The organism is Nocardia sp. CNS-044, from assembly GCF_059570515.1.
Map to the genome: position 1 here is coordinate 943,290 of NZ_JCANSX010000005.1, position 21,935 is coordinate 965,224.

Annotated in this window: 21 protein-coding genes; 17 read left to right on the forward strand and 4 right to left on the reverse strand. The window is 69.2% G+C overall.

Translation table 11 applies throughout. From position 1 onward, the window contains the following. Nucleotides 1-41 precede the first annotated feature (41 nt). From T333_RS05285 to T333_RS05305, 5 genes are read left to right on the forward strand one after another with little or no spacing between them, the layout of a single operon-like run. Nucleotides 42-1,106, forward strand: a complete 1,065-nt coding sequence (locus tag T333_RS05285) for an acyl-CoA dehydrogenase family protein (protein ID WP_355000437.1) — start codon at nt 42-44, stop codon at nt 1,104-1,106. Beyond that, a complete protein-coding gene (locus T333_RS05290; protein ID WP_496423797.1) occupies nt 1,091-2,251 on the forward strand; it encodes an acyl-CoA dehydrogenase family protein in 1,161 nt (386 codons plus the stop codon). The genes T333_RS05285 and T333_RS05290 overlap by 16 nt, the downstream gene beginning before the upstream one ends. Nucleotides 2,252-2,267: 16 nt before the next feature. Next, complete coding sequence (locus tag T333_RS05295) at nt 2,268-3,206, forward strand: bifunctional MaoC family dehydratase N-terminal/OB-fold nucleic acid binding domain-containing protein (RefSeq protein WP_496423798.1); 939 nt, start codon at nt 2,268-2,270, stop codon at nt 3,204-3,206. A 23-nt stretch (nt 3,207-3,229) separates the two neighbouring features. Further along, on the forward strand, nt 3,230-3,664 hold the full coding sequence (locus tag T333_RS05300) for a MaoC family dehydratase (protein ID WP_496423799.1): 435 nt from the start codon (nt 3,230-3,232) through the stop codon (nt 3,662-3,664). Further along, nucleotides 3,657-4,835: a lipid-transfer protein gene (locus tag T333_RS05305; RefSeq protein WP_496423800.1), complete on the forward strand. Its 1,179-nt coding sequence runs from the start codon at nt 3,657-3,659 to the stop codon at nt 4,833-4,835. The genes T333_RS05300 and T333_RS05305 overlap by 8 nt, the downstream gene beginning before the upstream one ends. 60 nt (nt 4,836-4,895) lie before the next feature. Here T333_RS05305 and T333_RS05310 read toward each other — a convergent pair whose 3' ends face one another. After that, on the reverse strand, nt 4,896-5,678 hold the full coding sequence (locus tag T333_RS05310; protein ID WP_496423801.1) for an alpha/beta fold hydrolase: 783 nt from the start codon (nt 5,676-5,678) through the stop codon (nt 4,896-4,898). 317 nt (nt 5,679-5,995) lie between these two features. Between T333_RS05310 and T333_RS05315 the strand changes: the two genes are divergently transcribed. Beyond that, nucleotides 5,996-7,333, forward strand: a complete 1,338-nt coding sequence (locus T333_RS05315; RefSeq protein WP_496423802.1) for an alpha/beta fold hydrolase — start codon at nt 5,996-5,998, stop codon at nt 7,331-7,333. Nucleotides 7,334-7,364: 31 nt separating this feature from the next. On the opposite strand, the gene T333_RS05320 is transcribed toward T333_RS05315, so the two are convergent. Beyond that, complete coding sequence (locus T333_RS05320) at nt 7,365-7,943, reverse strand: TetR/AcrR family transcriptional regulator (RefSeq protein ID WP_357246509.1); 579 nt, start codon at nt 7,941-7,943, stop codon at nt 7,365-7,367. Nucleotides 7,944-8,021: 78 nt separating this feature from the next. Here T333_RS05320 and zapE point away from each other — a divergent pair, with 78 nt between their 5' ends. The 6 genes from zapE to T333_RS05350 all read left to right on the forward strand — a co-directional run bounded on the left by zapE (nt 8,022) and on the right by T333_RS05350 (nt 13,421). Further along, entirely contained in the window at nt 8,022-9,098 is a 1,077-nt protein-coding gene (zapE, locus tag T333_RS05325) for a cell division protein ZapE (RefSeq protein WP_496423803.1), read from the forward strand. Nucleotides 9,099-9,250: 152 nt separating this feature from the next. Beyond that, entirely contained in the window at nt 9,251-10,201 is a 951-nt protein-coding gene (locus T333_RS05330; protein ID WP_357246503.1) for a DUF4129 domain-containing protein, read from the forward strand. Continuing rightward, nucleotides 10,198-10,695 (forward strand): DUF7261 family protein, encoded by a 498-nt coding sequence (locus T333_RS05335; protein ID WP_496423804.1) that lies wholly within the window; start codon nt 10,198-10,200, stop codon nt 10,693-10,695. The genes T333_RS05330 and T333_RS05335 overlap by 4 nt, the downstream gene beginning before the upstream one ends. A gap of 28 nt (nt 10,696-10,723) precedes the next feature. After that, a complete protein-coding gene (locus T333_RS05340; protein WP_355000427.1) occupies nt 10,724-11,686 on the forward strand; it encodes an AAA family ATPase in 963 nt (320 codons plus the stop codon). Further along, the gene (locus T333_RS05345; RefSeq protein ID WP_496423805.1) at nt 11,683-12,966 is read left to right on the forward strand and encodes a DUF58 domain-containing protein; all 1,284 of its coding nucleotides are present in this window, start codon (nt 11,683-11,685) and stop codon (nt 12,964-12,966) included. Before T333_RS05340 ends, T333_RS05345 begins: the two co-directional genes overlap by 4 nt. Continuing rightward, the gene (locus tag T333_RS05350) at nt 12,963-13,421 is read left to right on the forward strand and encodes a hypothetical protein (RefSeq protein WP_357246493.1); all 459 of its coding nucleotides are present in this window, start codon (nt 12,963-12,965) and stop codon (nt 13,419-13,421) included. Before T333_RS05345 ends, T333_RS05350 begins: the two co-directional genes overlap by 4 nt. A 167-nt stretch (nt 13,422-13,588) precedes the next feature. Here T333_RS05350 and chsH3 read toward each other — a convergent pair whose 3' ends face one another. Together chsH3 and kstD are read right to left on the reverse strand one after the other, a co-directional pair. Next, nucleotides 13,589-14,449: an enoyl-CoA hydratase ChsH3 gene (chsH3, locus tag T333_RS05355; protein ID WP_496423806.1), complete on the reverse strand. Its 861-nt coding sequence runs from the start codon at nt 14,447-14,449 to the stop codon at nt 13,589-13,591. A 188-nt stretch (nt 14,450-14,637) separates the two neighbouring features. Further along, nucleotides 14,638-16,362 carry a 3-oxosteroid 1-dehydrogenase gene (gene kstD, locus T333_RS05360; RefSeq protein WP_496423807.1) on the reverse strand — a complete coding sequence of 575 codons (1,725 nt, stop codon included), beginning with the start codon at nt 16,360-16,362 and terminating at the stop codon, nt 14,638-14,640. Between the two features lie 105 nt (nt 16,363-16,467). Here kstD and T333_RS05365 point away from each other — a divergent pair, with 105 nt between their 5' ends. The 5 genes from T333_RS05365 (at nt 16,468) to T333_RS05385 (ending at nt 21,901) form a co-directional block, all read left to right on the forward strand. Then, a complete protein-coding gene (locus T333_RS05365; protein ID WP_357246620.1) occupies nt 16,468-18,132 on the forward strand; it encodes an FAD-binding protein in 1,665 nt (554 codons plus the stop codon). 39 nt (nt 18,133-18,171) lie between these two features. Beyond that, complete coding sequence (locus T333_RS05370) at nt 18,172-18,957, forward strand: 2-keto-4-pentenoate hydratase (RefSeq protein WP_357246484.1); 786 nt, start codon at nt 18,172-18,174, stop codon at nt 18,955-18,957. 10 nt (nt 18,958-18,967) lie between these two features. Further along, a complete protein-coding gene (locus T333_RS05375; protein ID WP_496423808.1) occupies nt 18,968-19,876 on the forward strand; it encodes an acetaldehyde dehydrogenase (acetylating) in 909 nt (302 codons plus the stop codon). Nucleotides 19,877-19,888: 12 nt separating this feature from the next. After that, nucleotides 19,889-20,926 (forward strand): 4-hydroxy-2-oxovalerate aldolase, encoded by a 1,038-nt coding sequence (gene dmpG, locus T333_RS05380; protein WP_141807640.1) that lies wholly within the window; start codon nt 19,889-19,891, stop codon nt 20,924-20,926. 168 nt (nt 20,927-21,094) lie between these two features. Then, a complete protein-coding gene (locus T333_RS05385) occupies nt 21,095-21,901 on the forward strand; it encodes an SAM-dependent methyltransferase (RefSeq protein ID WP_355000420.1) in 807 nt (268 codons plus the stop codon). The last annotated feature ends 34 nt before the right edge of the window (nt 21,902-21,935 follow it).

Genomic DNA, 21,935 nt, shown 5'->3' on the forward strand with positions numbered 1-21,935 from the left:
CCAATCGCTGCGCGATACGAAGCTATAACTGGGAGAACAGCGTGGACTTCACCAGGGACGAGCGCCAAGACGCCGTCGCCGAAGTAGTAGTGAGTTTGCTGGAGCGCGAATCCGCGCGGGATATGGAGCTGTGGCCGGCGCTCGTCGATTCGGGTCTGCTCTCGGTCGCGCTACCGGAGCAGTTCGGCGGCGACGGCATGGGCCTGCCGGAGATCTCGGTGCTGCTCACCGAGCTGGCCACCGACGCGGTCGCCGTGCCCGCCCTGCCGACACTGGGTATCGGCCTGCTAGCGCTGCTACCCGTCCTGCCCGACGCGCTCGCGGAAAGCATCTGTCCCGAGCTGGCCAAGGGCGCGGTGCTCACCGCGGCGCTCAGCGAGCCGGGTGCGCCCTTCGCCGCGACGCCGAAGACGACCGCGGTCGCCGAGGGGGCCGTCGTGCGCGTCAGCGGGCACAAGGTCGCGGTGCCCTACGCCGAGCAGGCGCGCTGGCTGCTGATCCCGACCGATTCCGGCATCGCGCTCGTCGAGGGCGACGCCGCGGGCCTGACCGTCACGCCGTCACCGACCTCGGGCGGTCTGCCCGAGGGCAGCGTCCTGCTGGACAACGTGGAGATCCCCGCCGAGCGGCTGCTTCCCGGTGATCTGGCGCAGCTGCACCGGCTGGCCGTCGCGAGCATCGGCTCGGTCGCCGACGGACTGCTGAAAGGCGCGCTCGTGCTCACGGCCGAGCACCTGCGGGTGCGCAAGCAGTTCGGCAGGCCGCTCGCCGAATTCCAAGCGGTGGCCCAGCAGATCGCCGATCTGTACGTGGTATCCCGCACCCTGCACGCCGCGGCGGTCTCGGCGAACTGGGCGCTCTCGCTGTCCGACGCCGATTCCGCGCACCTCGAGCGCGTCGACGACGACCTCGACGTACTCGCCTATACCGTGACCTCCGAGCTGCCCGCCGCCATGCAGAAGTGTCACCACCTGCACGGAGGCCTCGGCGTCGACGTGACCCATCCGATGCACCGCTACTACTCCCAGGCCAAGGACATCGCCCGCTGGCTCGGCGGCGCGTCGTTCCGCCTGGATCGTCTAGGAGCAAGATGTTCATCGATCTGACCGCCGAGCAGCGCGCGCTGCGCGACGAACTCCGCGCCTACTTCGCCGATCTCGTCACTCCCGAAGAGGAGGCCGAGATGGCGGTGAACCGGCACGGCGACGCCTACCGCGCCGTCGTGCGGCGCATGGGCCGTGACGGCCGGCTCGGGGTCGGCTGGCCGAAGGAATACGGCGGGCAGGGTTTCGGGCCCGTCGAACAGCAGATCTTCTTCAACGAGGCGGTGCGGGCCGATGTGCCGCTGCCGCTGGTGACGCTGCTGACCGTCGGCCCGACCTTGCAGTCCTTCGGCACCGAGGCGCAGAAGAAGAAGTTCCTGCCCGGAATCCTCTCCGGCGACATCCATTTCGCGATCGGCTACTCCGAGCCGGAGGCGGGCACCGACCTGGCCTCGCTGCGCACCAGCGCGGTCCGCGACGCCTCCGGCGACTGGATCGTCAACGGGCAGAAGATCTTCACCACCGGCGCGCACGAGGCCGACTACGTCTGGCTGGCCTGCCGCACCGGTTCCGTGGAATCGCGCCATCGCGGCATCACGATCCTGATCGTGGACACCAAGGACCCCGGCTATTCGTGGACGCCGATCATCACCTGCGACGGCGCCCACCACACCAACGCCACCTATTTCGACAACGTCCGGGTCCCCGCCGACATGCTGGTCGGCGAGGAGAACCGGGGCTGGCGGCTGATCACCACCCAGCTCAATCACGAGCGGGTCAGCCTCGGGCCGTCGGGCAAGATCGAACAGCTCTACGACCGGGTGCGCGACTGGGCGAGTCCGCGCGGGCTGCTCGTCGAGCCCGACGTGCGGCGCTCACTGGGGCGCATGCACGCCATGGTCCGGCTCAACGAACTGCTGAACTGGCAGGTCGCCGCGACCGTAGACGGCGATCAGTCGCAGGTCATCGCCGACGCCTCGGCCACCAAGGTGTTCTCCACCGAATCGCTCCAGGAAGCGGGCCGTCTCGCCGAGGAGCTCGTCGGCCGCCACGGCGATCCGGCCGAGCCCGCCACCGCCGAACTGCTCACCTGGCTGGACCGGCGCACCAAACAGAACCTCGTGGTGACCTTCGGCGGCGGCGTCAACGAGATCATGCGCGAGCTCGTCGCCACCGCCGGATTGAACCTGCCGCGAGTACCCCGATAAAAGAAGGAGCCGCGTCGTGCCGGACACGTCAACGCCGGAAGCGATCGTCGCCGCCGCCGAGAAGATCATCGCGGCGGGCGAGTGCGCGCCGCGCCTCGCGCGCGACCCGGTGAACCAGCCGATGATCAACAACTGGGTCGAGGCCATCGGCGACACCAACCCGATCTACGTCGACGAGGCCGCCGCCCGCGCCGCGGGCCACCCCGGCGTCGTCGCACCGCCCGCCATGGCGCAGGTGTGGACCATGTTCGGGCTCAACGGTGTTCGCCCGTCCGACGACCCGATGGGCGCCACCACCGAACTGCTCGACGAGGCGGGCTTCACCTCGGTGGTCGGCACCAACTGCGAGCAGATATACCACCGCTACCTGGTGCCCGGGGAACAGGTGAGCGTCACCAGTCGCCTGGAGAGCATCACCGGACCCAAGCGCACCGGGCTCGGCGACGGCTGGTTCGTCACCTTCCGCACTTCGTGGCGGGTGGGTGACGAGCTCGTCACCGAAATGCTGTTCCGCATACTGAAGTTCGCGCCGGGCACAGCCGCCGCCCCGGCGAAGCCGGCGGGGGACCGGGTCAAGCCGCTGGTCTCGTGGGACACCGAATTCTTCTGGGAGGGCACGAAACTCGGCGAACTGCGGATCCAGAAGCTGCCGGACGGCACGTTGCGGCACCCGCCGATCCCCGCCCTGTGGAAGGACAAATCCGAGCCGACCGACTACTTGGTCGCCTCGGGTCACGGCACGGTGTTCAGCTACGTCGTGCATCACGCGCCGAAAGTGCCTGGGCGGCAACTGCCGTTCGTGGTCGCGCTGGTCGAATTGGAGGAGGGCGTGCGCATGCTCGGTGAACTGCGCGGCATCGACCCGGCCGAGGTCGAGGTCGGCCTGCCGGTGCGGGTGGAGTTCGAGACGCTCGACGACGAGGCCGTGCTGCCGTATTGGACGGTGAACAAATGACAACCGCATCGCGGAGCGATTCAGTGAGGGGTGGTGGCCGGGCGGGTGCACCCGAGCCCACCTCCGTGCAGGTCGGCACGACGCTGCCGGAGTTGGCCGTGCACGCCGACCCGACCTTCGTCATCAGCACGGCCCTCGCCACCCGCGACTTCCAGGACGTGCACCACGACAGGGACAAGGCCGTCGCGCGCGGGTCGAAGGACATCTTCGTCAACATCCTCACCGACACCGGCCTGGTGCAGCGTTTCGTCACCGACTGGGCTGGCCCGCGCGCCATCGTGAAGTCGATCGCGCTGCGCCTCGGCGTGCCGCTGTACGCGGGCGACACGCTCACCCTCACCGGCACGGTGAGCGCGGTCGACGGCGACGACATCCACATCGACGTCGTCGGGCGCGACAGCCTGGGCGACCACATCACGGCGAAAGTCGTCATCGCGCTGCGGGGTACGAATGACTGAGCAGAAACTGTCGGGCCGCGCCGCCATCGTCGGCATCGGCGCCACCGACTTCTCCAAGGACTCCGGCCGCAGCGAGCTGCGCTTGGCGGCCGAGGCGGTGACGGCCGCGCTGGCCGACGCGGGCCTCACGCCCGCCGACGTGGACGGCCTGACCACCTTCACCATGGACACCAACACCCAGGCCGCGGTCGCCAGGGCGACGGGGATACCGCAGCTGAAGTTCTTCAGCCACATCGGTTACGGCGGCGGCGCGGCCTGCGCGACCGTGCAGCAGGCGGCCATGGCGGTGGCCACCGGCGTCGCCGACGTGGTTGTCGCCTACCGCGCGTTCAACGAGCGCTCGGTGTCGCGGTTCGGCCAGTTCTCCACGGCGCTGGCCACCGCGCCGACCTCCTCGGGCATCGACGCGGGCTGGTCCTATCCGCACGGGCTCGGCACGCCAGCCGCGCAGGTCGCCATGGTGGCGCGACGCTACATGCACGTCTACGGCGCGACCAGCGAGGACTTCGGCCGAATCGCCGTCGCCGACCGCAAGCACGCCGCGGTGAACCCGGACGCCTTCTTCTACGGCAAGCCGATCACCTTGGAGGACCACCAGAATTCACGCTGGATCGCCGAGCCGCTGCACCTGCTCGACTGCTGCCAGGAGTCCGACGGCGGCGTCGCCCTCGTGGTGACCAGCGTCGAGCGGGCCCGCGACCTCCCGCAGCGGCCCGCGGTGATCGTCGGCGCCGCACAGGGTTCCGGCGCGGACCAGTACGTGATGACCAGCTACTACCGCGACGCCATGACCGGCCTGCCGGAAATGGGTCTCGTCGGCGAACAGCTCTGGGCGCAGAGCGGTTTGGGTCCGCAGGACATGCAGGCCGCGATCCTCTACGACCACTTCACCCCGTTCGTGCTGATGCAGCTCGAGGAGCTCGGGTTCTGCGGTCGCGGCGAGGCCAAGGAGTTCATCGAGGACGGCGCGATCGAGCTCGGCGGCAGGCTTCCGCTCAACACGCACGGCGGCCAGCTCGGCGAGGCGTACATCCACGGCATGAACGGCATCGCCGAAGCGGTGCGCCAGATTCGCGGGACCTCGGTCAACCAGGTCGACTCGCTGCGCAACGTGCTGGTCACCGCGGGGACCGGCGTGCCGACCTCCGGTCTGGTATTGAGCGCCAACTGATTTCCGCCGAAGGTGCCCGCGGGTGTCGCCCGCCGAGATACCGGTCCCGGTGCGCGTCGATCAGCTGTGGTCGGCGCGTTCCTGTTCGGTGACCCCGGCAGCCGTGCGGATGGTCGCCGCGCACAGGGCCGGGTCATCGATCATCGGGACGTGCCCGACGGCGGGAAGTTCCACATACCGCGCTTCGGGAATTCGGCGCCGTGCGACCGCTCCGTTCACCGAGGGCGGGAAGATGCGGTCCTTCGCCGACCAGGCGAGTGTGATGGGGCATGGCAGCGTGCCCAGGGGCGTGACGCTTTCGGTGGTGCTCAGAATGTCGTAGGCGGCGGAGCAGTCGACGAGATCCTGTACCGCGCCGAGCGCTTGGGTCGCGGTGAGGCGATCACCGTGTACGGCAACATCATTGAAGATCAGTCGGCGGACGACAGCCGAGCGCAGCGGCAGCGGGGCGATCCGGTGTACGGCGTCGGCGAGTCGTTTCGTGCGGCGGAGCTTGCCGGTGGGCGCGGTTTCGTCGGCGGCGCCGGTTGTCCAGAATCCCGCCGGGGAGAGTGCGCAGACCGAGCGGGCGCGTCCACGGCGGGCGAGTTCGATGCCCATCCACCCGCCCAGCGAGTTTCCGGCGATGTGCGCCGTGCGTATGCCGCGTTCGTCGAGCAGTTGTTCGGTGACGTCGACGAGATGCTCGATCGTCGCCACGCCCTCGATGCGCGGACCGCCGCGGTGCCCGGCAGCGGTCGGCACGATGAGATCGAACTCGTCGGCGAGCAGCGGAACGATGCTGTCCCAGGCGGCGGCCGACATAGTCACGCCGTGCAACAGCAGCAAGGGATCTTTGTTCACAGGCAGTTTCTCCGACCGCATCGAGGACTCCGGAAAGAGGCCGACACAGCTCTTCGATGCCAGACCACCCGCGAAGTCTGCGGACTGGCAGCGTTCGCTGTCAACAGGTCGGAGCTACCGGTGCGCCTCGTTCGCCGCGGCGCTCGGGCGAGTGCGGGTGCGGCAGTCGTCGGCGCTCGCGCCGGCGTTCGTCTGGGTTGCCGCGGGCCGCGGCGTCGGTGTCCTGCACGCGGTGTCCGGTTGTGCCGCCGCGGTATCGAGCGGCGGTCGCCGCGCGTAGGTTGGAGCGGCATCGTCGCCGCGACGGGAGGAGTCTCATGACCGACCGGCACCTTGTCGACGTCCACATCATGCTCGTCCGCGGCGGCGAGGTGCTGTTGAGCAGGCGGCGCAGCGCCGACGAATTCGACGGGCGCTGGCACCTACCGGCGGGGAAGCTGGAAGCGGGCGAGTCGGCCACGGCCGGCGCGGCCCGCGAGGCGCTGGAGGAGATCGGCGTGGTCGTCGATCCCGCCGACCTCCGCCACATCCACACCGCGCACGTCGTCGGCTCCGGGCGCGAAGCCCGTCTCGGGCTCTTCTTCGAGGCCGTGAATTGGTCCGGCGAACCGGTCAACCGCGAGCCCGACAAGTGCTACGAGCTGGCCTGGTTCGCCTTGACGGCGTTGCCGGGGGATGTCATCGAGTACCCGGCCGCAGGCATCCGCGCCTACTTCACCGGCGCGACTTACTCCCAGCGCGGTTGGCCGGTCTCTCGGCCCTCCGGTCAGCGCGTCGAGCGGACGTCCGCGATCGACGGATTCCGGTTGGCCTACGACCGAGCCGGGGCCGGGACCCCGGTCGTCTTGCTGCACGGGTGGCCGAGCGACAGGACCGAATACCGCGACGTGGTTTCGCTGTTGCCGACGCTGGATGTCGTCGTGCCGGACCTCCGCGGCTTCGGTGCGTCCGACAAGCATCTCGCGGACCCTTCGACCCAGTACAGCGTCGACGCGCAAGCACGCAGCGTCATCGGACTGATCCAAGAACTACAGCTGGACCGGCCGGTGCTGGGCGGGCACGATATCGGCAGCAGGATCGCGGTCGCGGTGGCGCGCTTACGACCGGATCTGATCCGGGAATTGGTGCTGACGCCGCCTCTGCCGGGCATCGGGGAACGGATCCTCTCGGCCGAAGCGCAACGAGAGTTCTGGTACGTGCCGTTCAACCAACTCCGGCTCGCCGACGAACTCATCGATGGCAAGCCCGAGGCCGTACGTGCCTTTCTGCGCCACTTCTGGTCGCACTGGTCCGGACCTGGCTTCGCGCTCGCCGACGATCATCTCGATCACCTCGTCTCGGTGTACTCCCCGCCGGGTGCGTTCACGGCATCGCTGGCTTGGTACCGGGTCGGCACGGGCGGAGTCGCCCGCATCGCCGCCGAACGGGCGCCCGCCCCCGACGAGCGCCTTGCCGTTCCCACCACGGTGCTCTGGCCGGACGACGACGTGTTGTTCCCCAGCGGTTGGGCCGACCGGCTGCCCGATTACTTCGCCGAGCTACAGGTCCGCCACGTGCACGCTGGGCACTTCATTCCACTGGAGAATCCGCGAGCCTTCGCCACTGCTATCACCGACGCCGCGAATCGAGGCACCTCCGCTCGACATTCGCCGTGAAGAACTACCGAGTGGCCCCTTCGAGGAGGCTTCAGCGGCGGAGGTAGGCCGACAGGAGAGTGGTCAGCTGGGTGACGCTGGCGGGGGTGCCCGCGGGCAGAGTGCTGCGGTTGCCCCCGAAGCGGTCGAAGACCGCGCCCTCCAAGACCGCGACGAAGTCGGCGGCGGCGGTATCCGGGTCGGGGAAGTCGTTGGCGCGGAACAGTTCTCGGGCACGTTCGACCGAGAAGAGGCTGTTGGCCAGCCGGGCGTGCAGCTCCGGGTCGCCGATGAGGTCGACGATCAGTGCGTGCCGGGCTATCAGGTGGTCGCGGCGTTCGAGAAGCAGCCGGTCCAACCAGATCGCGATGCCGCGTGCGATGGATGAAAGGTCGGCCGTCTCGGGCGCGTCGAACTTCGCCGAGACGAAATCGCTTCGGGAACGGGCGGATATCCGGTCGGCGATCGCCTCGATCAGCGCGCGTTTGGTGCGGAAGTAGTAAGAGGACGACCCCGGCGGCAGTTCCAGCTCTGTGTCCAGCGCGCGGTGTGTCAGCCCGCGCAGGCCGCGCCGGGCGATGAGCTCGATGGCCGCGTCGACGATCAGAGTGCGCCGGTCGGTTGTGGACATCATCACCTTCTCTGGTCGCCTGCCAGGCTGTGCTCTACAACTGTAGAGGACTCTACATCTGTAGAGTGAGGAGGCTGGATGACGATCGAACTCGCTCGAGATCAGCGCGCGGCGGCCGAGCGGCTGGCGCGTCTGGTGGACCGGCGTGGACGCCCGGTCAAGGGTGCGCGCGGCGTCTACCTGCACGGTCGACCCGGCCGCGGCAAGACCATGCTGATGGACCGCTTCCTCGCCACCGTCGACGCCGACCGCGCGAAGCGATACCACTTCCATTGGTTCTTCGCCGAATTGCACAGCACCGCACACGAAACCGGCTCGATCCACACCGCCATCGAGCGTCTGCTCGGCGCCGCGCGGCTGGTCTGCTTCGACGAGTTCCACGTGCACGACATCGGCGACGCCATGCTCGTCGCCCGCATGCTCGATGCCCTCTTCACCCGCCGCATCGCGCTGGTGCTCACCTCGAACTACCCGCCCGAGCGGCTGCTGCCGAATCCGCTGTTCCACGACCGGTTCGTGCCGACCATCGCGCGCATCGTCGAGCACCTGGACGTGATCTCGGTGGACGGACCCACCGACTACCGCACACTGCGCAAGCGCGACGCCACAAGTGGTTTCGCGGCGGGCCGCTATCTGGTCGTGCCGACCGAGACCGAAGAAGAGAGTCTCGGCGGGCCCGCAAGCGGCGCGGCCGCCGATGCGGTCACGGTCTCGGTCGACCATTGCGCTGCCCGCACGGCCGACGCGATTTCGGTTCCGGTCGGTGACCGCACCGCCCCTGCAGCCGACGCCGTCACCGTACCCATCGGCGACCGCGCACTTCGAGCCCGCGCCGTCGACGGCGACGCGATCACCCTCGACTTCACCGCACTTTGCGGCACCCCCACCTCGGCCGCCGACTACGTAAACCTGACCCGGCGCTTCCGGCGCTGGACGATCCACAACGTCCCCCGGTTGCGCGAGGTTCCGCCGGACTGGGCGATGCGTCTGGTGAACCTTGTCGACGTCCTCTACGACGCGAATCTAGAACTCACGCTCTGCGCCGCGGCGCCGCTTCCGGAGCTGGTCGACGGCGTGGTCGGCGTTCCGGATATTTCGCGCACCGCCAGCCGCCTCTGTGAGATCTCACAAGCGGTGAACGCCGCGGCTGGGTAGCCGCACTTTGCCCGCCCTACCTGCGACGACTCGTCGGTGACCCGAGTTAAAACGGACATGATCCGAAGTATTCGATTCCCTCCCGAGCGGACCGTTCGGCATGTAACTATGTGGCTGATTCGAGCAGTTCTCAGGTTTGGTGGTAAACGCTGGTGGTCAGGGCGCGAGCGGCGATATCGCGCGTGATCGTGCTGATCACGCTGCTGGCCGTTGCCGCCATCGCGTTGCGCGGGCACATTCCCGGCGCGGTCGAGACCGCCGATCGTCGCTCCGGTCCCTCCGCGCTCGCCTTGGCGCTGATGCCGGTGCTGCTCACGGTCTCGGTGGTGATCCTGCTCGCGGGCGTGATCGCCAGTCAGCACCGGCTGCCGCTCGCCATGCCCGAACCCGATCGCGAGGAGGAGCGCCGCCAATGGCGACTCGGCCGTGTCGGTCTGCTGGTGCTCGCGGCGCTGGCCGGGCTCGCGCTGGTCTTGGCCGCGGCCTCCGCCGTGTTCTTCGTCGGCGTCGGCAGGGAAGTGCAGCCGTCCGAGCCGACGCCCGCCACCGGCGAGGGCGCGCCGCCCGAATATCTCCCGACCACGCCGCCGCCTCAGCCGGGCGGAGCCGAGAGCCTGACCGGAACCAGCTTGGTTCTGACGATCGTGGGCGCGGGCGTCCTGGTCGGTGTCGCGTTGGTCGGTCTGGTGGTGGTGGCCGCGACAGCCCGCCGCAAGCCGGTCGCCGCGCCGCCGCCGGAGACGCCCGCGCCGCCGACCGTCGTCGACTCGCTCGCCAGGGCCGCCGAAATGGGTCTGGCCGCGATGAACGCGCCGGGCCAGGAGCCGCGCACGGCGATCATCGCCTGCTATGTCGCCATGGAGCGTGGCCTCGCCGTCGACCGCGCGGCCGCGCCGCTGGCCTCCGACACCCCGATGGAAGTGCTGGCCCGCGCGTTCGAGCGCGGCGCGCTGCACGACGCGTCCGCCCGCGAGCTGGTCGCGCTCTTCGAGGAGGCCAGGTTCAGCCCGCACTCGATGCTGGAGTGGCAGCGCATGCGCGCCGAGCAGCTGCTGCGCATCGTGCTCGCCGACCTGCAAGGAGAGGTGGTGGTGGCCGGATGAACAGGGCCGGGATCGCGGCCGCCGCGATCGTCGCGGTGGTGGTGCTGGAGCTGGTCGCGTTCGGCAGGGCGCGCGGTGCGATGCTGCTGCTCGCCGCCGTCCCGGTCGCCCTCGCGCTGTTCCAGTTGATTTTGACGTTGCGCGAGCGCGGAAACTCCGACGACGACGACCGCGCCGACGACATCGAGAACGGCCCGCTGGAAATGCTGAACCGCTGGCAGGCGCGGGCCCAGATGCTGGCCGAGCGCGCCGACGGCAGCCGGGCCGACTGGGATCGGCACCTGCGACCGTTGCTCGCCAAAGAATTCGAGTTGTCCACGGGCATGCGGGTAGCCAAGAACCGCAGGGCGACCGAAGCGGCCGGGATTCTGCAGTTCGGACCGGAACTGTGGCGCTGGGTGGATCCGGCGAACTCGGCACTGCGCGATCAGACGACGCGCGCACCGGGCCGGGCGGCGCTGGACGAGATCCTGCGCCGCCTGCAGAGAATGTGAAATGGGTTGAGCGAGTGCGAGTAGACAAATGACGATGCCACTGGACGCGACCGTCCAGCGAACCGAGGCGGTGCTGCGGGAGCTGGGCCGCGTCGTCGTGGGCAAGCGCGACGAATTGCAGCTGATCATGATCGCCGTGCTGTCCGGTGGGCACGTCCTCATCGAGGACCTGCCGGGACTCGGCAAGACGCTGATCGCCAGATCCTTCGCCGCCGCGCTCGGCCTGGACTTCACCCGGGTGCAGTTCACCCCCGACCTGCTGCCCGCCGACCTGCTCGGCTCCACCATCTACGACATGAACTCGGGCCGGTTCAACTTCCGGCGCGGCCCGGTCTTCACCAACGTGCTGCTGGCCGACGAGGTGAACCGCACCCCGCCGAAGACCCAGGCCGCGTTGCTGGAGGCGATGGCGGAGGGACAGGTCAGCATCGACGGCGAGACCTTCCCGCTGCCGCAGCCGTTCATCGTGCTCGCCACCGACAACCCCATCGAATACGAGGGCACCTACCCGCTGCCCGAGGCCCAGCTGGACCGCTTCGCCATCCAGCTGCGACTGGGCTACCTCTCCGAGCACGACGAGACCCAGATGATCCGCAGACGCCTCGAGCGCGGCGCGACACCGCCGCAGATCAGTCAGGTGGTGGACGCCAATGGGCTGCTGGAGATGCGGCAGTCGGTCGAGTACGTGACGGTGCATCCCGACGTGGTGGGTTACGTCGTGGCACTGGCGGGCGCGACCCGCGGCCACCCGCAGGTCGAGGTCGGCGCGAGTCCGCGCGCCGAACTGGATCTGGTGCAGATGTCGCGCGCCCGCGCGCTGCTACTCGGCCGGGACTATGTCATCCCGGAAGACGTGAAGGCGCTGGCGATTCCGGCCATGGCGCACCGGATCACGCTGCGCCCGGAGATGTGGGTGCGCCGGATCCGCGGCGAGGACGTCATCGCCGAACTGCTGCGCCGCCTGCCGGTCCCGCGCGCCACCGTGACATGACCCGGTCAAGGCACCGCGACGCCAGCGCCACCGTCGAGGCCGAATTGCGGTGGCGTCCAGCGCCGTTGGTGTACATGCTGGCCTGCTGCGCGGCGGTGGCGCTGGTGGTCGCGGTCGTCTTCGCGCGGTGGCAGTTGGTGGTCTTCGCCGCGCCGCTGCTCGGCGTGCTCGCGACGGCGCCGTGGCAGCAGTCGCGGACCAGGATCCAGGTCGACGGTGGCGGCACGCTGCGCTGCTTCGAGACCGAGGAGGTGGTGCTCACCGTCGCCGCCTTCGTGGAGGCGGGGCACGCGCTGCTGCGCCTGAAGCCGCAGACGGTGCAGGGACTCGGGGTCGAGATCGAGGAGGCGAGCGACTCCGGGGCGGCGCCCGCCGGGCTGCGGCTGGCGCTCTCGGCCGGGCGCTGGGGTCGCTACCCGGTGTCGGTGCGGGTGTCCGCGCTCAGCCCGGCGGGGCTCGCCGTCGCGACGGCGACGCTGCCCGCGGGACAGTTGTTCGTCTACCCGGTGACCGATCCGCAGCGAATGCGCTTGCCGCGCACCGACCTTCCGGAACGGCTCGGCACCCACCTGACCCGCAGGCACGGCCCCGGCGTGGAATACGCCGACATCCGCGCCTACGCTCCGGGCGATCAGCTGCGGATCGTGAACTGGCCGGTCAGCGCGCGGCGCGGGCGCCTCTACGTCACCGAGCGGCTGACCAACCGGTCCGCCGACGTCGTCGTACTCGTCGACACCTCGCAGCAAGCGCCGGGCCCGGCGACCGATTCGCTCGAGCTGTCGGTGCGCGGCGCGGCCCAGGTCGTGCAGTCGACATTGCAGGCGGGCGACCGGACCGCGGTGGTCTGCCTCGGCCAGGGCCCGCGCTGGTTGCGGCCCGACATCGGGCGGCGCCAGTTCTACCGGATCGTCGACACCGTGCTCGACGTGGGCGACGAGCACATCCCCACCACCGGCACCTTGGCGCCGCACGCCGCGGTGCCGCTCGGCGCGATCGTCGTGGCGTTCTCCACGCTGCTCGACACCCAGTTCGCGCTGGCGCTGATCGATCTGCGCAAGCGCGGGCACGTCGTCGTGGTGGTGGACGTGCTGCGCGGCACGCCGTTTCGGGACGGACTCGACCAGACGCTCGCGCGCATGTGGCAGCTGGAACGCGCCTCCATGTACCGCGACATGGGCACCGTCGGCGTCGACATCGTGCCGTGGGCGCAGGACGCCAGGCTCGACCAGATCATGCGCCTGCTGCCCGAGCACCGCAGGACAGTGCGGGTGCGCCGATGACCAGATTCCTCGCCGTCCTCGCCGGCGTCCTGCTCGTCACGTCGGTTCTGCTGATGTCGCCGCTCGCGGCCCTGCCCGCGCTGATCCTGACGGCGGCGGGCTGGTGGTTCCGTCCCGCCGCGGTCGCCGCCGTGCTCGTCGCGATCGGCGCGCTCGCCTGGGCGGACACCGGCGTGCTCGCCGCGGCCGCAACGGGTTTGGTGGCCACCACCTACCTGCTGAACGCCGCGACCGTGACCGCGCCGATCGGCGTCGTGCCCACCACGCTGCCCTCGGTCGTCGGCGCGGTAGGTTTCGCCGCCTGCGCGGTAGGCGCGGCGCTCCTGCCGCTACGTCTGGCCTGGGCTCCCGCGGTCGCGCCGGTCGTCGTAATCGTGTTGTACGCCTTGGTGATCCAGGGCCTCGGCCCGCGCCGCAGCCGCCCGGAGGCAATGGTCGGCCCGCCCTCGAGTTAGGCCCTGTCTCGAAGTCCCATCCGGCGCCTCCGCGGCCCAGATCCACGATGCATCCGGCCGGACTTCGAGACAGGGCCTAGCCCGCGCGACGCCGTGTGGTCAGCAGCCCGTCCGCGCCGCGAGCGACGGTCACCTCCGGTCTAGCTGAACTCCAGGCTTACGTCCGCCTAGCTGAACTTCAGGCTGACGTCCGCGAGCACCGGCGCGTCCTCGCGCTCGACCACGGTCGCGGCGATGACGAGTTCGCCGTCGGTGCGCCAGATCCGGGTGCGGATGGTCTCGCCCGGGTAGAGCACCCCCGCGAAGCGCGCGCGGAAACCGGTGACGCGGCTCGCGTCGGCGTCCAGCGCGGTGTCCGTCGCGGTCTTGCAGACGATTCCGTATGTGCACAGGCCGTGCAGGATCGGGTTGGGGAAGCCTGCGGCGCGGGCGAATTCGGGGTCGGAGTGCAGCGGATTGCGGTCGCCGAGCATCCGGTACAGCAGCGCCTGCTGCGGCAGCGTGCGCGTGGTGACGTCGAAATCCGGTGCGCGGTCGGGCAGCTCCGACTTCGTGCTCGGGCCGCGCTCACCGCCGAAGCCGCCCTCGCCCTTGGCGAAGATGGACGAGCGGGTGGTCCACAGCGGCGCGCCGTCGGAGCCGGTGATGGTGTGCTCCTGCACGACCACCGCGGCCGAGCCCTTGTCCCAGAGCTCGCTGATCCGACCGGTGCTGGTCGCCTTGCCCGCGGCGGGGATCGGGCGGTGCACCTCCACTTCCTGGTGTCCGTGCACCACCTTCGCCAGGTCGATGTCGATCCCCGGGAAGCTCACCTTGGGCGGCTCCGTCTCGTGCAGAGTCTGCGCGACGGTCGCGAAGGTCGGCAGCACCTGTGGCTCCCGATCGTCGAGGTAGCGCAGCTCTGCGGCGTCGGTCCACCGCGCCCCCGCGCCGAGCCCGAGCTGATAGAGCTGCACATCCGACGGCGTCCACGCGAACTCCCTGCTCGGCAGTTCCGCGCCGAGCGCGATCTTCGGGTCGATGGGCATCAGTTCTCCTTGTGCATGGTTGTGGACGGATTCGATCGCGGCCCACGAATCGATCCTGCGGGCGAGCGCGCCCCGCTGACAACGCCGTACCCACTCGCCGGGACAGCGGTTGCCACACACTTTTCACACGGTTCACATAGGCACCGCCTGTGCGAACCGTGTGGTGGCTCTGTGGCAACGGCATGCGGTTACGCCTCGGAGGCGGCCGCCTCGGGCTGCTCCTGCTTGCGCTTGGCGATGTCGAGGACCGCCAGGTAGCCGAAGGTGATCGCGGGTCCGATGGTCGCGCCGGGCCCGGCGTAGGTGTGGCCCATGACCGGCGTTGAGCAGTTGCCAGAGGCGTAGAGGCCCTCGACGGTGCTGCCGTCTTCGCGCAGCACCCGGCCCGCCGAGTCGGCGACCAGACCACCCTTGGTGCCGAGATCGCCGGGCACGATCTTGGCCGCGTAGAACGGGCCCTGCACCAGTCCGGCGAGGCAGGGATTCGGCTTCACCGTCGGGTCGCCGTAGTAGCGGTCGTAGTGGCTGTTGCCGCGGCCGAAGTCCTCGTCGGTGCCGGTCTCGGCGAACTTGTTGAACCGCTCGACGGTCGCGGCCAGATTCTCCGCTGGCACGCCGATCGCGGTCGCCAGCTCTTCCAGGCTGTCGGCCTTGACGATGTTGTCGTTTTCCATCCAGCGGGACGGAAAGCGCAGACCAGGCTGCAATCCGGCGAAGATGTAGCGGTTGCGATAGCGCTGGTCGAACACCAGCCACGCCGGGATGTTCTCGCCCGGACCCTCGCCCTGCCCGTATTCGCCGCCGTACATGGTGTGCCCAGCCTCGACGTAAGGAGCGGACTCATTACCGAATCGCTTGCCGTCGCGGTTGACGATGACGCAGCCGGGCAGATTGCGCTCGGCGAGGGCGAACCACGGGCGACCGCCTTTGAAGACGGTCGGCCCCCACCAGGCGTCTTCCATGAAGTCGACCGCGCCGCCCGCCTCGATGCCCGCGCGAATGCCGTCGCCGGTGTTGGCCGCCGCGCCCGTCGTCCACTCGGTGGTGATGGGCTGGCGCTGGTACTTCGCGCGCATCTCCGCGTTGTGCTCGAAACCGCCGCTGCCCAGCACGACGCCGTGGCGCGCGGTGAACACGACGGGCTTGCCGTCCACCAGCGCCCGCACGCCTGTGACCACGCCGTTCTCCACGACGAGTTCCGTCATCGGCGTGTTCAGCAGCACCGGCACGTTCGCGTCCAGCAGCCCCTTGCGCATGGCGGCGATGATGGCCTGACCCATGCCGACGATGTGCTTGCCGGTGAACTTCGCCCAGTAGGTGCGCGCGCCGACGCGCATGGCGCGCATCATGCCCTTGGGGTGGCGGCGGATGAGGTTGAGGCGAACGAAATCCGCCTGCATGACGACCACGTTCAGCGGCGCCTTCGCATACGGAGGCTCCAGCTTGTCCTTCTCCGCACCCAGCACTTTGATGTCGAACGGCTTGGGCTCGCAGGAGCGTCCCTCGCCGAGACCGCCGGGCGCCTCCGGGTAGTAGTCCGAGTACCCGGGCACCCACTTCATCTTCAGCGGGGTGTGGTCGAGCACGAAGTCGAAGGCCTCGGCGCCGCGGTCGATGTAGGTGTCGATCCGGTCCTTGGGCACCACGTCGCCGACGATGCTGTGCAGGTAGGTGCGCGCGTCTTCCCGGTCGTCGGGACGACCCGACGCGCGCAGCGCCTTGTTGCCGGGGATCCACACGCCGCCACCGGAGCGCGCGGTCGACCCGCCGTAGTGCGCGGCCTTTTCGATGATGACCGCGCTGAGGCCGTGGTGGGCCGCGGTGAGGGCGGCGGTCATGCCCGCGGCGCCGCTGCCGACCACCACCACGTCGTAGCTGTGTGGCTCGAGAACCGGATCTGTCATGTAGAACACGTTATAGAATGGACGCGCCATTGGTCTATGTTGTGTGGCAGAAGACTTGCTCGGCGTTCCATTTGCCGAGGAAACTTGTTTCAGTTTCGGACCGGAGTGAAGTACATGGGCCTCGAATGGGACCTCACCGCTGACGTGGTCGTCGTCGGCTACGGCGCCGCGGGCGCGTCCGCCGCGTTGGAAGCGACGGAGGCGGGCGCGCAGGTAGTGGTGTTGGAGCGGTTCAACGGAGGCGGCGCGTCGGCGCTGTCCGGCGGCATCATCTACGCCGGCGGCGGCACGTCGGTGCAGCGCGAGGCGGGGGTGCGCGATACGCCGGAGCAGATGCTCGCCTATCTGGAACGCGAGGTCGGCACGGCCGTCACACCGGCGACGCTGCGCCGTTTCGTGGACGAGAGCCCGGCCATGATCGAGTGGCTGAAGGGGCACGGCGTGCCGTTCGAGGCCTCGCTCTGCCCGTACAAGACCTCGTACCCGAACGACAGCTACTACCTGTACTACTCCGGCAGCGAGGTCTCCGGTTACGGCCGCGAGGTCGCCGAGCCCGCGCAGCGCGGCCACCGCGTCAAGGGCAAGGGCACCTCGGGCAAGCAGCTCACCGGTCCGCTCGCCGCCTCCGCCGCGCGTCGCGGTGTGCGCGTCGAAACCCTCACCACCGCAACGCGATTGATCACCGACGACAACGGCGAGGTGATCGGCGTCGAGTGCCGATCGCTGCGCGACGCCCCCGGCCGGGTCCGCGACCGCTACAGCCGCATGGCCAAGGCCGCCGCCAAACCGGGCATCTACTATCCGCCGCTGCGCAAGTCGCTGGAGAAGCGCCTCGACCTGCTCGATCGCCGCTACGGCACGACGATCCGGGTGCGGGCCAGGCGCGGCGTCGTGGTCAGCGCGGGCGGCTTCATCGCCAATCGCGCCATGCTCGCGGAGTACGGCCCGCAGTACCGCGCCGGTCTCGCGCTCGGCACCACCGGCGACGATGGCAGCGGCATCCTGATGGCGCGGCAGGTCGGCGCGGCGACCGACCACATGGGCAACGTCTCGGCCTGGCGATTCATCCTGCCGCCCAGCGCTTTCACCGGCTCGGTGCTGGTCGACGCGCAGGGCCGCCGCGTCATCGACGAGACCCGCTACGGCGCCGCGGTCGGCAACAAGCTGATCAACGAGCACGAAGGCAAAGGCTGGCTGCTCGCCGACGCGCGACTGATGCGCACCGCGATCGAGCAGATCCGCACCCAGGCGACCTGGTTCCAACGCGCCCAGTTCGAGGTGATGCGCCGCAACGCGGTGCGCGGCGCGACGCTGGAAGCCGTTGCGGCCAAAGCGGGTATCGATCCAGCCGGACTGCGCGCGACCGTCGACGCGCACAACGCCGCCATAGAGCACGGCACGCCCGACCCGGTCGGCAAGCCCGCCGAATTCACCGAACCCGTGCGCAGCGGCCCGTACTGGTTGTTGGATGTGGGGATCAAGCCGAGCCTGACCAACCCGTGCCCGATGCTCACCCTCGGCGGCGTTGTCGTCGACGAGCAGACCGGTGCGGTGAAGAACGCCGAGGGCGACGACATTCCGGGCCTGTTCGCCGCGGGACGGACCGCCGTCGGCATCTGCTCGGATTCCTACGTCAGCGGTCTGTCGCTGGCCGACTGCGTCTTCTCCGGTCGACGCGCGGGACGGTCCGCGGCGGGCGAACAGGTGGCGGCGCGAGCGACGGCCACGGAGGCGGTAGCCAGCGTGACCACGAAGGGGACCGGGAGCGGCGCGAGTTGAACACAGTCCTCGAAAAAGCAACAGCGGAAGGAAATTAGCGTGCTGTCCGACGCGGTACGAACCGAACTCGCCGACGAACTCGCGCGGGCCGAGAACGATCGGGTCGCCATCGACCCGCTGGTCGCGCGATACCCCGACATCGACGTGGTCGACGCCTACGAGATCCAGCTGATCAACATCCGCCGCCGCCTCGACAGCGGCGCGCGCGTGGTCGGCCACAAGGTCGGCCTCTCGTCCAAGGCCATGCAGCAGATGATGGGCGTGGACGAGCCCGACTACGGGCACCTGCTCGCGGAAATGCAAGTGTTCGAAGACGTTCCGGTAGAGGCGAACCGCTACCTCTTCCCGCGCGTCGAGGTCGAGGTCGGGTTCGTGCTCGGCGCCGACCTGCCCGGCGCGGACTGCACCGAGGAGGACGTGCTCGCCGCGACCGTCGCTTTCGCGCCGTCGATCGAGCTGATCGATTCCAGGATCAAGGACTGGAACATCGGCCTGTGCGACACCATCTCGGACAATGCGTCCTCGGCCGGTTACGTGCTCGGACCCGAACGGGTCGCGCCGAAGGACATCGACATCAAGGCCATCGACGCGGTGCTCACCCGCAACGACGAGGTGGTCGCCGAGGGCCGCAGCGACGCGGTGCTCGGCGATCCGGTCATCGCGGTGGCCTGGCTGGCGCGCAAGGTCGCCTCGTTCGGCGTGCGGCTGAAGAAGGGCGACGTCGTGCTGCCCGGCTCCTGCACCCGCGCCATCGACGCCCGTCCTGGCGACAAGTTCCACGCCGAGTTCGCCGGACTCGGTTCCGTCCGTTTGCAATTCATTTAGGAGGCCTGTCGTGTCCAACGGGACCGTCACCGCCGCGATCGTCGGGTCCGGCAACATCAGCACCGATCTGCTCTACAAGCTGCTGCGCTCGGAGGTCATCGAGCCGCGCTGGATGATCGGCATCGATCCGGAGAGCGAGGGCCTGAAGCGGGCCCGCGGGCTCGGGCTGGAGACCTCGCACGAGGGCGTCGACTGGTTGCTCGGCCAGTCCGAGCTGCCGGACCTGGTCTTCGAGGCCACCTCGGCCTACGTGCACCGCGCCGCCGCGCCGAAGTACGCCGAGGCGGGCATCCGCGCGGTGGACCTCACCCCGGCCGCGGTGGGTCCCGCCGTGGTGCCGCCGGTGAACCTCGGCGCCAACCTGGACGCGCCGAACGTCAACATGATCACCTGCGGCGGCCAGGCCACCATCCCGATCGTCGCGGCGGTGTCGCGCGTCGTGCCGGTGCCGTACGCCGAGATCGTCGCCTCAGTGTCGTCGGTGTCCGCCGGTCCGGGCACCCGCGCCAACATCGACGAGTTCACCAAGACCACCAGCCGCGGCGTGGAGACCATCGGCGGCGCCGAGCGCGGCAAGGCGATCATCATCCTGAACCCGGCCGAGCCGCCGATGATCATGCGCGACACCATTTTCTGCGCCATCCCGGAGGACGCCGACACCGACGCGATCGCGGACTCCGTCCACCGGATGGTCGCCGACATCCAGCAGTACGTGCCCGGCTACCGCCTGCTCAACGAACCGCAGTTCGACGAGCCGTCGGTGGTTTCCGGTGGCCTGGCGAAGGTTTCGGTCTTCATCGAGGTCGAGGGCGCGGGCGACTTCCTGCCCCCGTACGCGGGCAACCTCGACATCATGACCGCCGCGGCCACGAAGGTCGGCGAGGTCATGGCACAGCAAATCGCTACGAGCCGGGTGTAAGGAGCAGTCCCCATGGCTTACTCAGCAGAACTCGACATCCGCGTCACCGACACCTCGCTGCGCGACGGCTCGCACCACAAGCGCCACCAGTTCACCGCCACCGAGGTGCGCGACATCGTCGCCGCACTCGACGGCGCGGGCGTTCCGGTCATCGAGGTGACCCACGGCGACGGACTCGGCGGTTCCTCGTTCAACTACGGTTTTTCCAAAACTCCTGAGCAGGAATTGGTCACGATCGCCGCGCAGACGGCCAAGCAGGCCAAGATCGCGGTGCTCATGCTGCCCGGCGTCGGCGTCAAGGAAGACATCAAGGTCTCCCAGGACAACGGCGCGTCCATCTGCCGCATCGCCACCCACTGCACCGAGGCCGACGTCTCCATCCAGCACTTCGGACTGGCTCGCGAGCTCGGGCTGGAAACCGTTGGCTTCCTGATGATGTCGCACACCCAGCCGCCGGAGGTGCTCGCCAAGCAGGCACGCATCATGGCCGACGCCGGATGCCAGTGTGTCTACATCGTCGACTCGGCGGGAGCGCTTGTCCTGGAACAGGTTTCCGATCGCGTCGCGGCCGTGGTCGCCGAACTCGGCAACGACGCGCAGGTGGGGTTCCACGGTCACGAGAACCTCGATCTCGCGGTGGCCAACTCCATCTACGCCATTCGCGCGGGCGCGACCCAGATCGACGGCAGCGCACGCCGTTTCGGCGCCGGTGCGGGTAACACGCCGGTCGAGGCACTGGTCGGCGTCTGCGACAAGCTGGGCATCAAGACCGGCATCGATTTCTTCGCCATCGCCGACGCCGCGGAAGACGTCGTCCGCCCGGCCATGCCGCAGGAGTGCCTGCTGGACCGCCAGGCCCTGATGATGGGCTACGCGGGCGTGTACTCGAGCTTCCTCAAGCACGCCGAGCGCCAGGCCGAACGCTACGGCGTCTCCGCCGCCGAGATGCTCGTCCGCGCGGGCAAGCGCAAGCTCGTCGGCGGTCAAGAGGACCAGCTCATCGACATCGCGCTGGAGTTGCAGCGGGAGCAGGCCGCGGTTTCCGCCTGAAACGGTTTCGAGAATCCCGGTCCGCGAGCGGATTGCCACCGCTCGCGGGCCGGTACCGATGCGAATTCGGCTGCGGTCGTTGACAGTCGGAGGCTGACGGCCTGCCGCGGCCGAGCGTGATCTCCTACTATTGGCGGGGACAATGTCCGGCGAGTCGGGGGTGCGAATGTGTCCGATAGCTCGAACGTGATAGATCAGTCCAAGCCGAGCATCGCTCGGGTCTACGACTACCTGCTCGGCGGTAAGGACTATTACCCCGTCGATCAGGAGATCGGCGACCACTTCAAGAACAACCTTCCCGGTTCGGTGGTCATCGCGACCTCCAATCGCGAGGTGCTGGTTCGCGCCGTCGGCGAGCTCGCCAAGGCGGGCCTGCGGCAGTTCATCGACCTCGGCAGCGGCCTGCCGACCGCCGACAACGTGCACCAGGTCGCGCAGCGGCACGTACCGGACGCCAAAGTCGTTTACGTCGACAACGATCCGATCGTCCTCGCGCACGGGCGCGCGCTGCTGGAGGCCGACGATCGGACGGTCGTCATCCAGGCCGACGTCCGCGATGCGAAGGGAATTCGCGAGCATCCCGACGTCATCCGGCTGATCGATTTCGAGCAGCCGGTCGCCGTCGTCTTCAGCGCGATCCTGCACCACCTCAACGACGACGAGAACCCGGCGGAGATCGTCCGCTTCTGGACCGACCAGATCCCCTCCGGCAGCGCGGTCTTCATCTCGCACTTCCGCTCCGGGAACAACGCCGAGACCGAAGCGGTGGAGCAGAAGTTGCAGTCCACCTTCGGCCGCGGCCGGTGGCGCACCGACGAGGAGATCGCCGAACTCTTCGGTGATCTCGAGATCGTGGAACCGGGTATCGTCCCGGTCCCGCACTGGCGGCCCGGCCCCGTCACCGGCCCGACCCCCGTTCGCGAGCTCACCGTATGGGAGCAGCTGATCGTCGCCGGTCTGGCCCGAAAGCCCTGATATCACTTTCCATTCGGTCGGCGACCCGCCGACC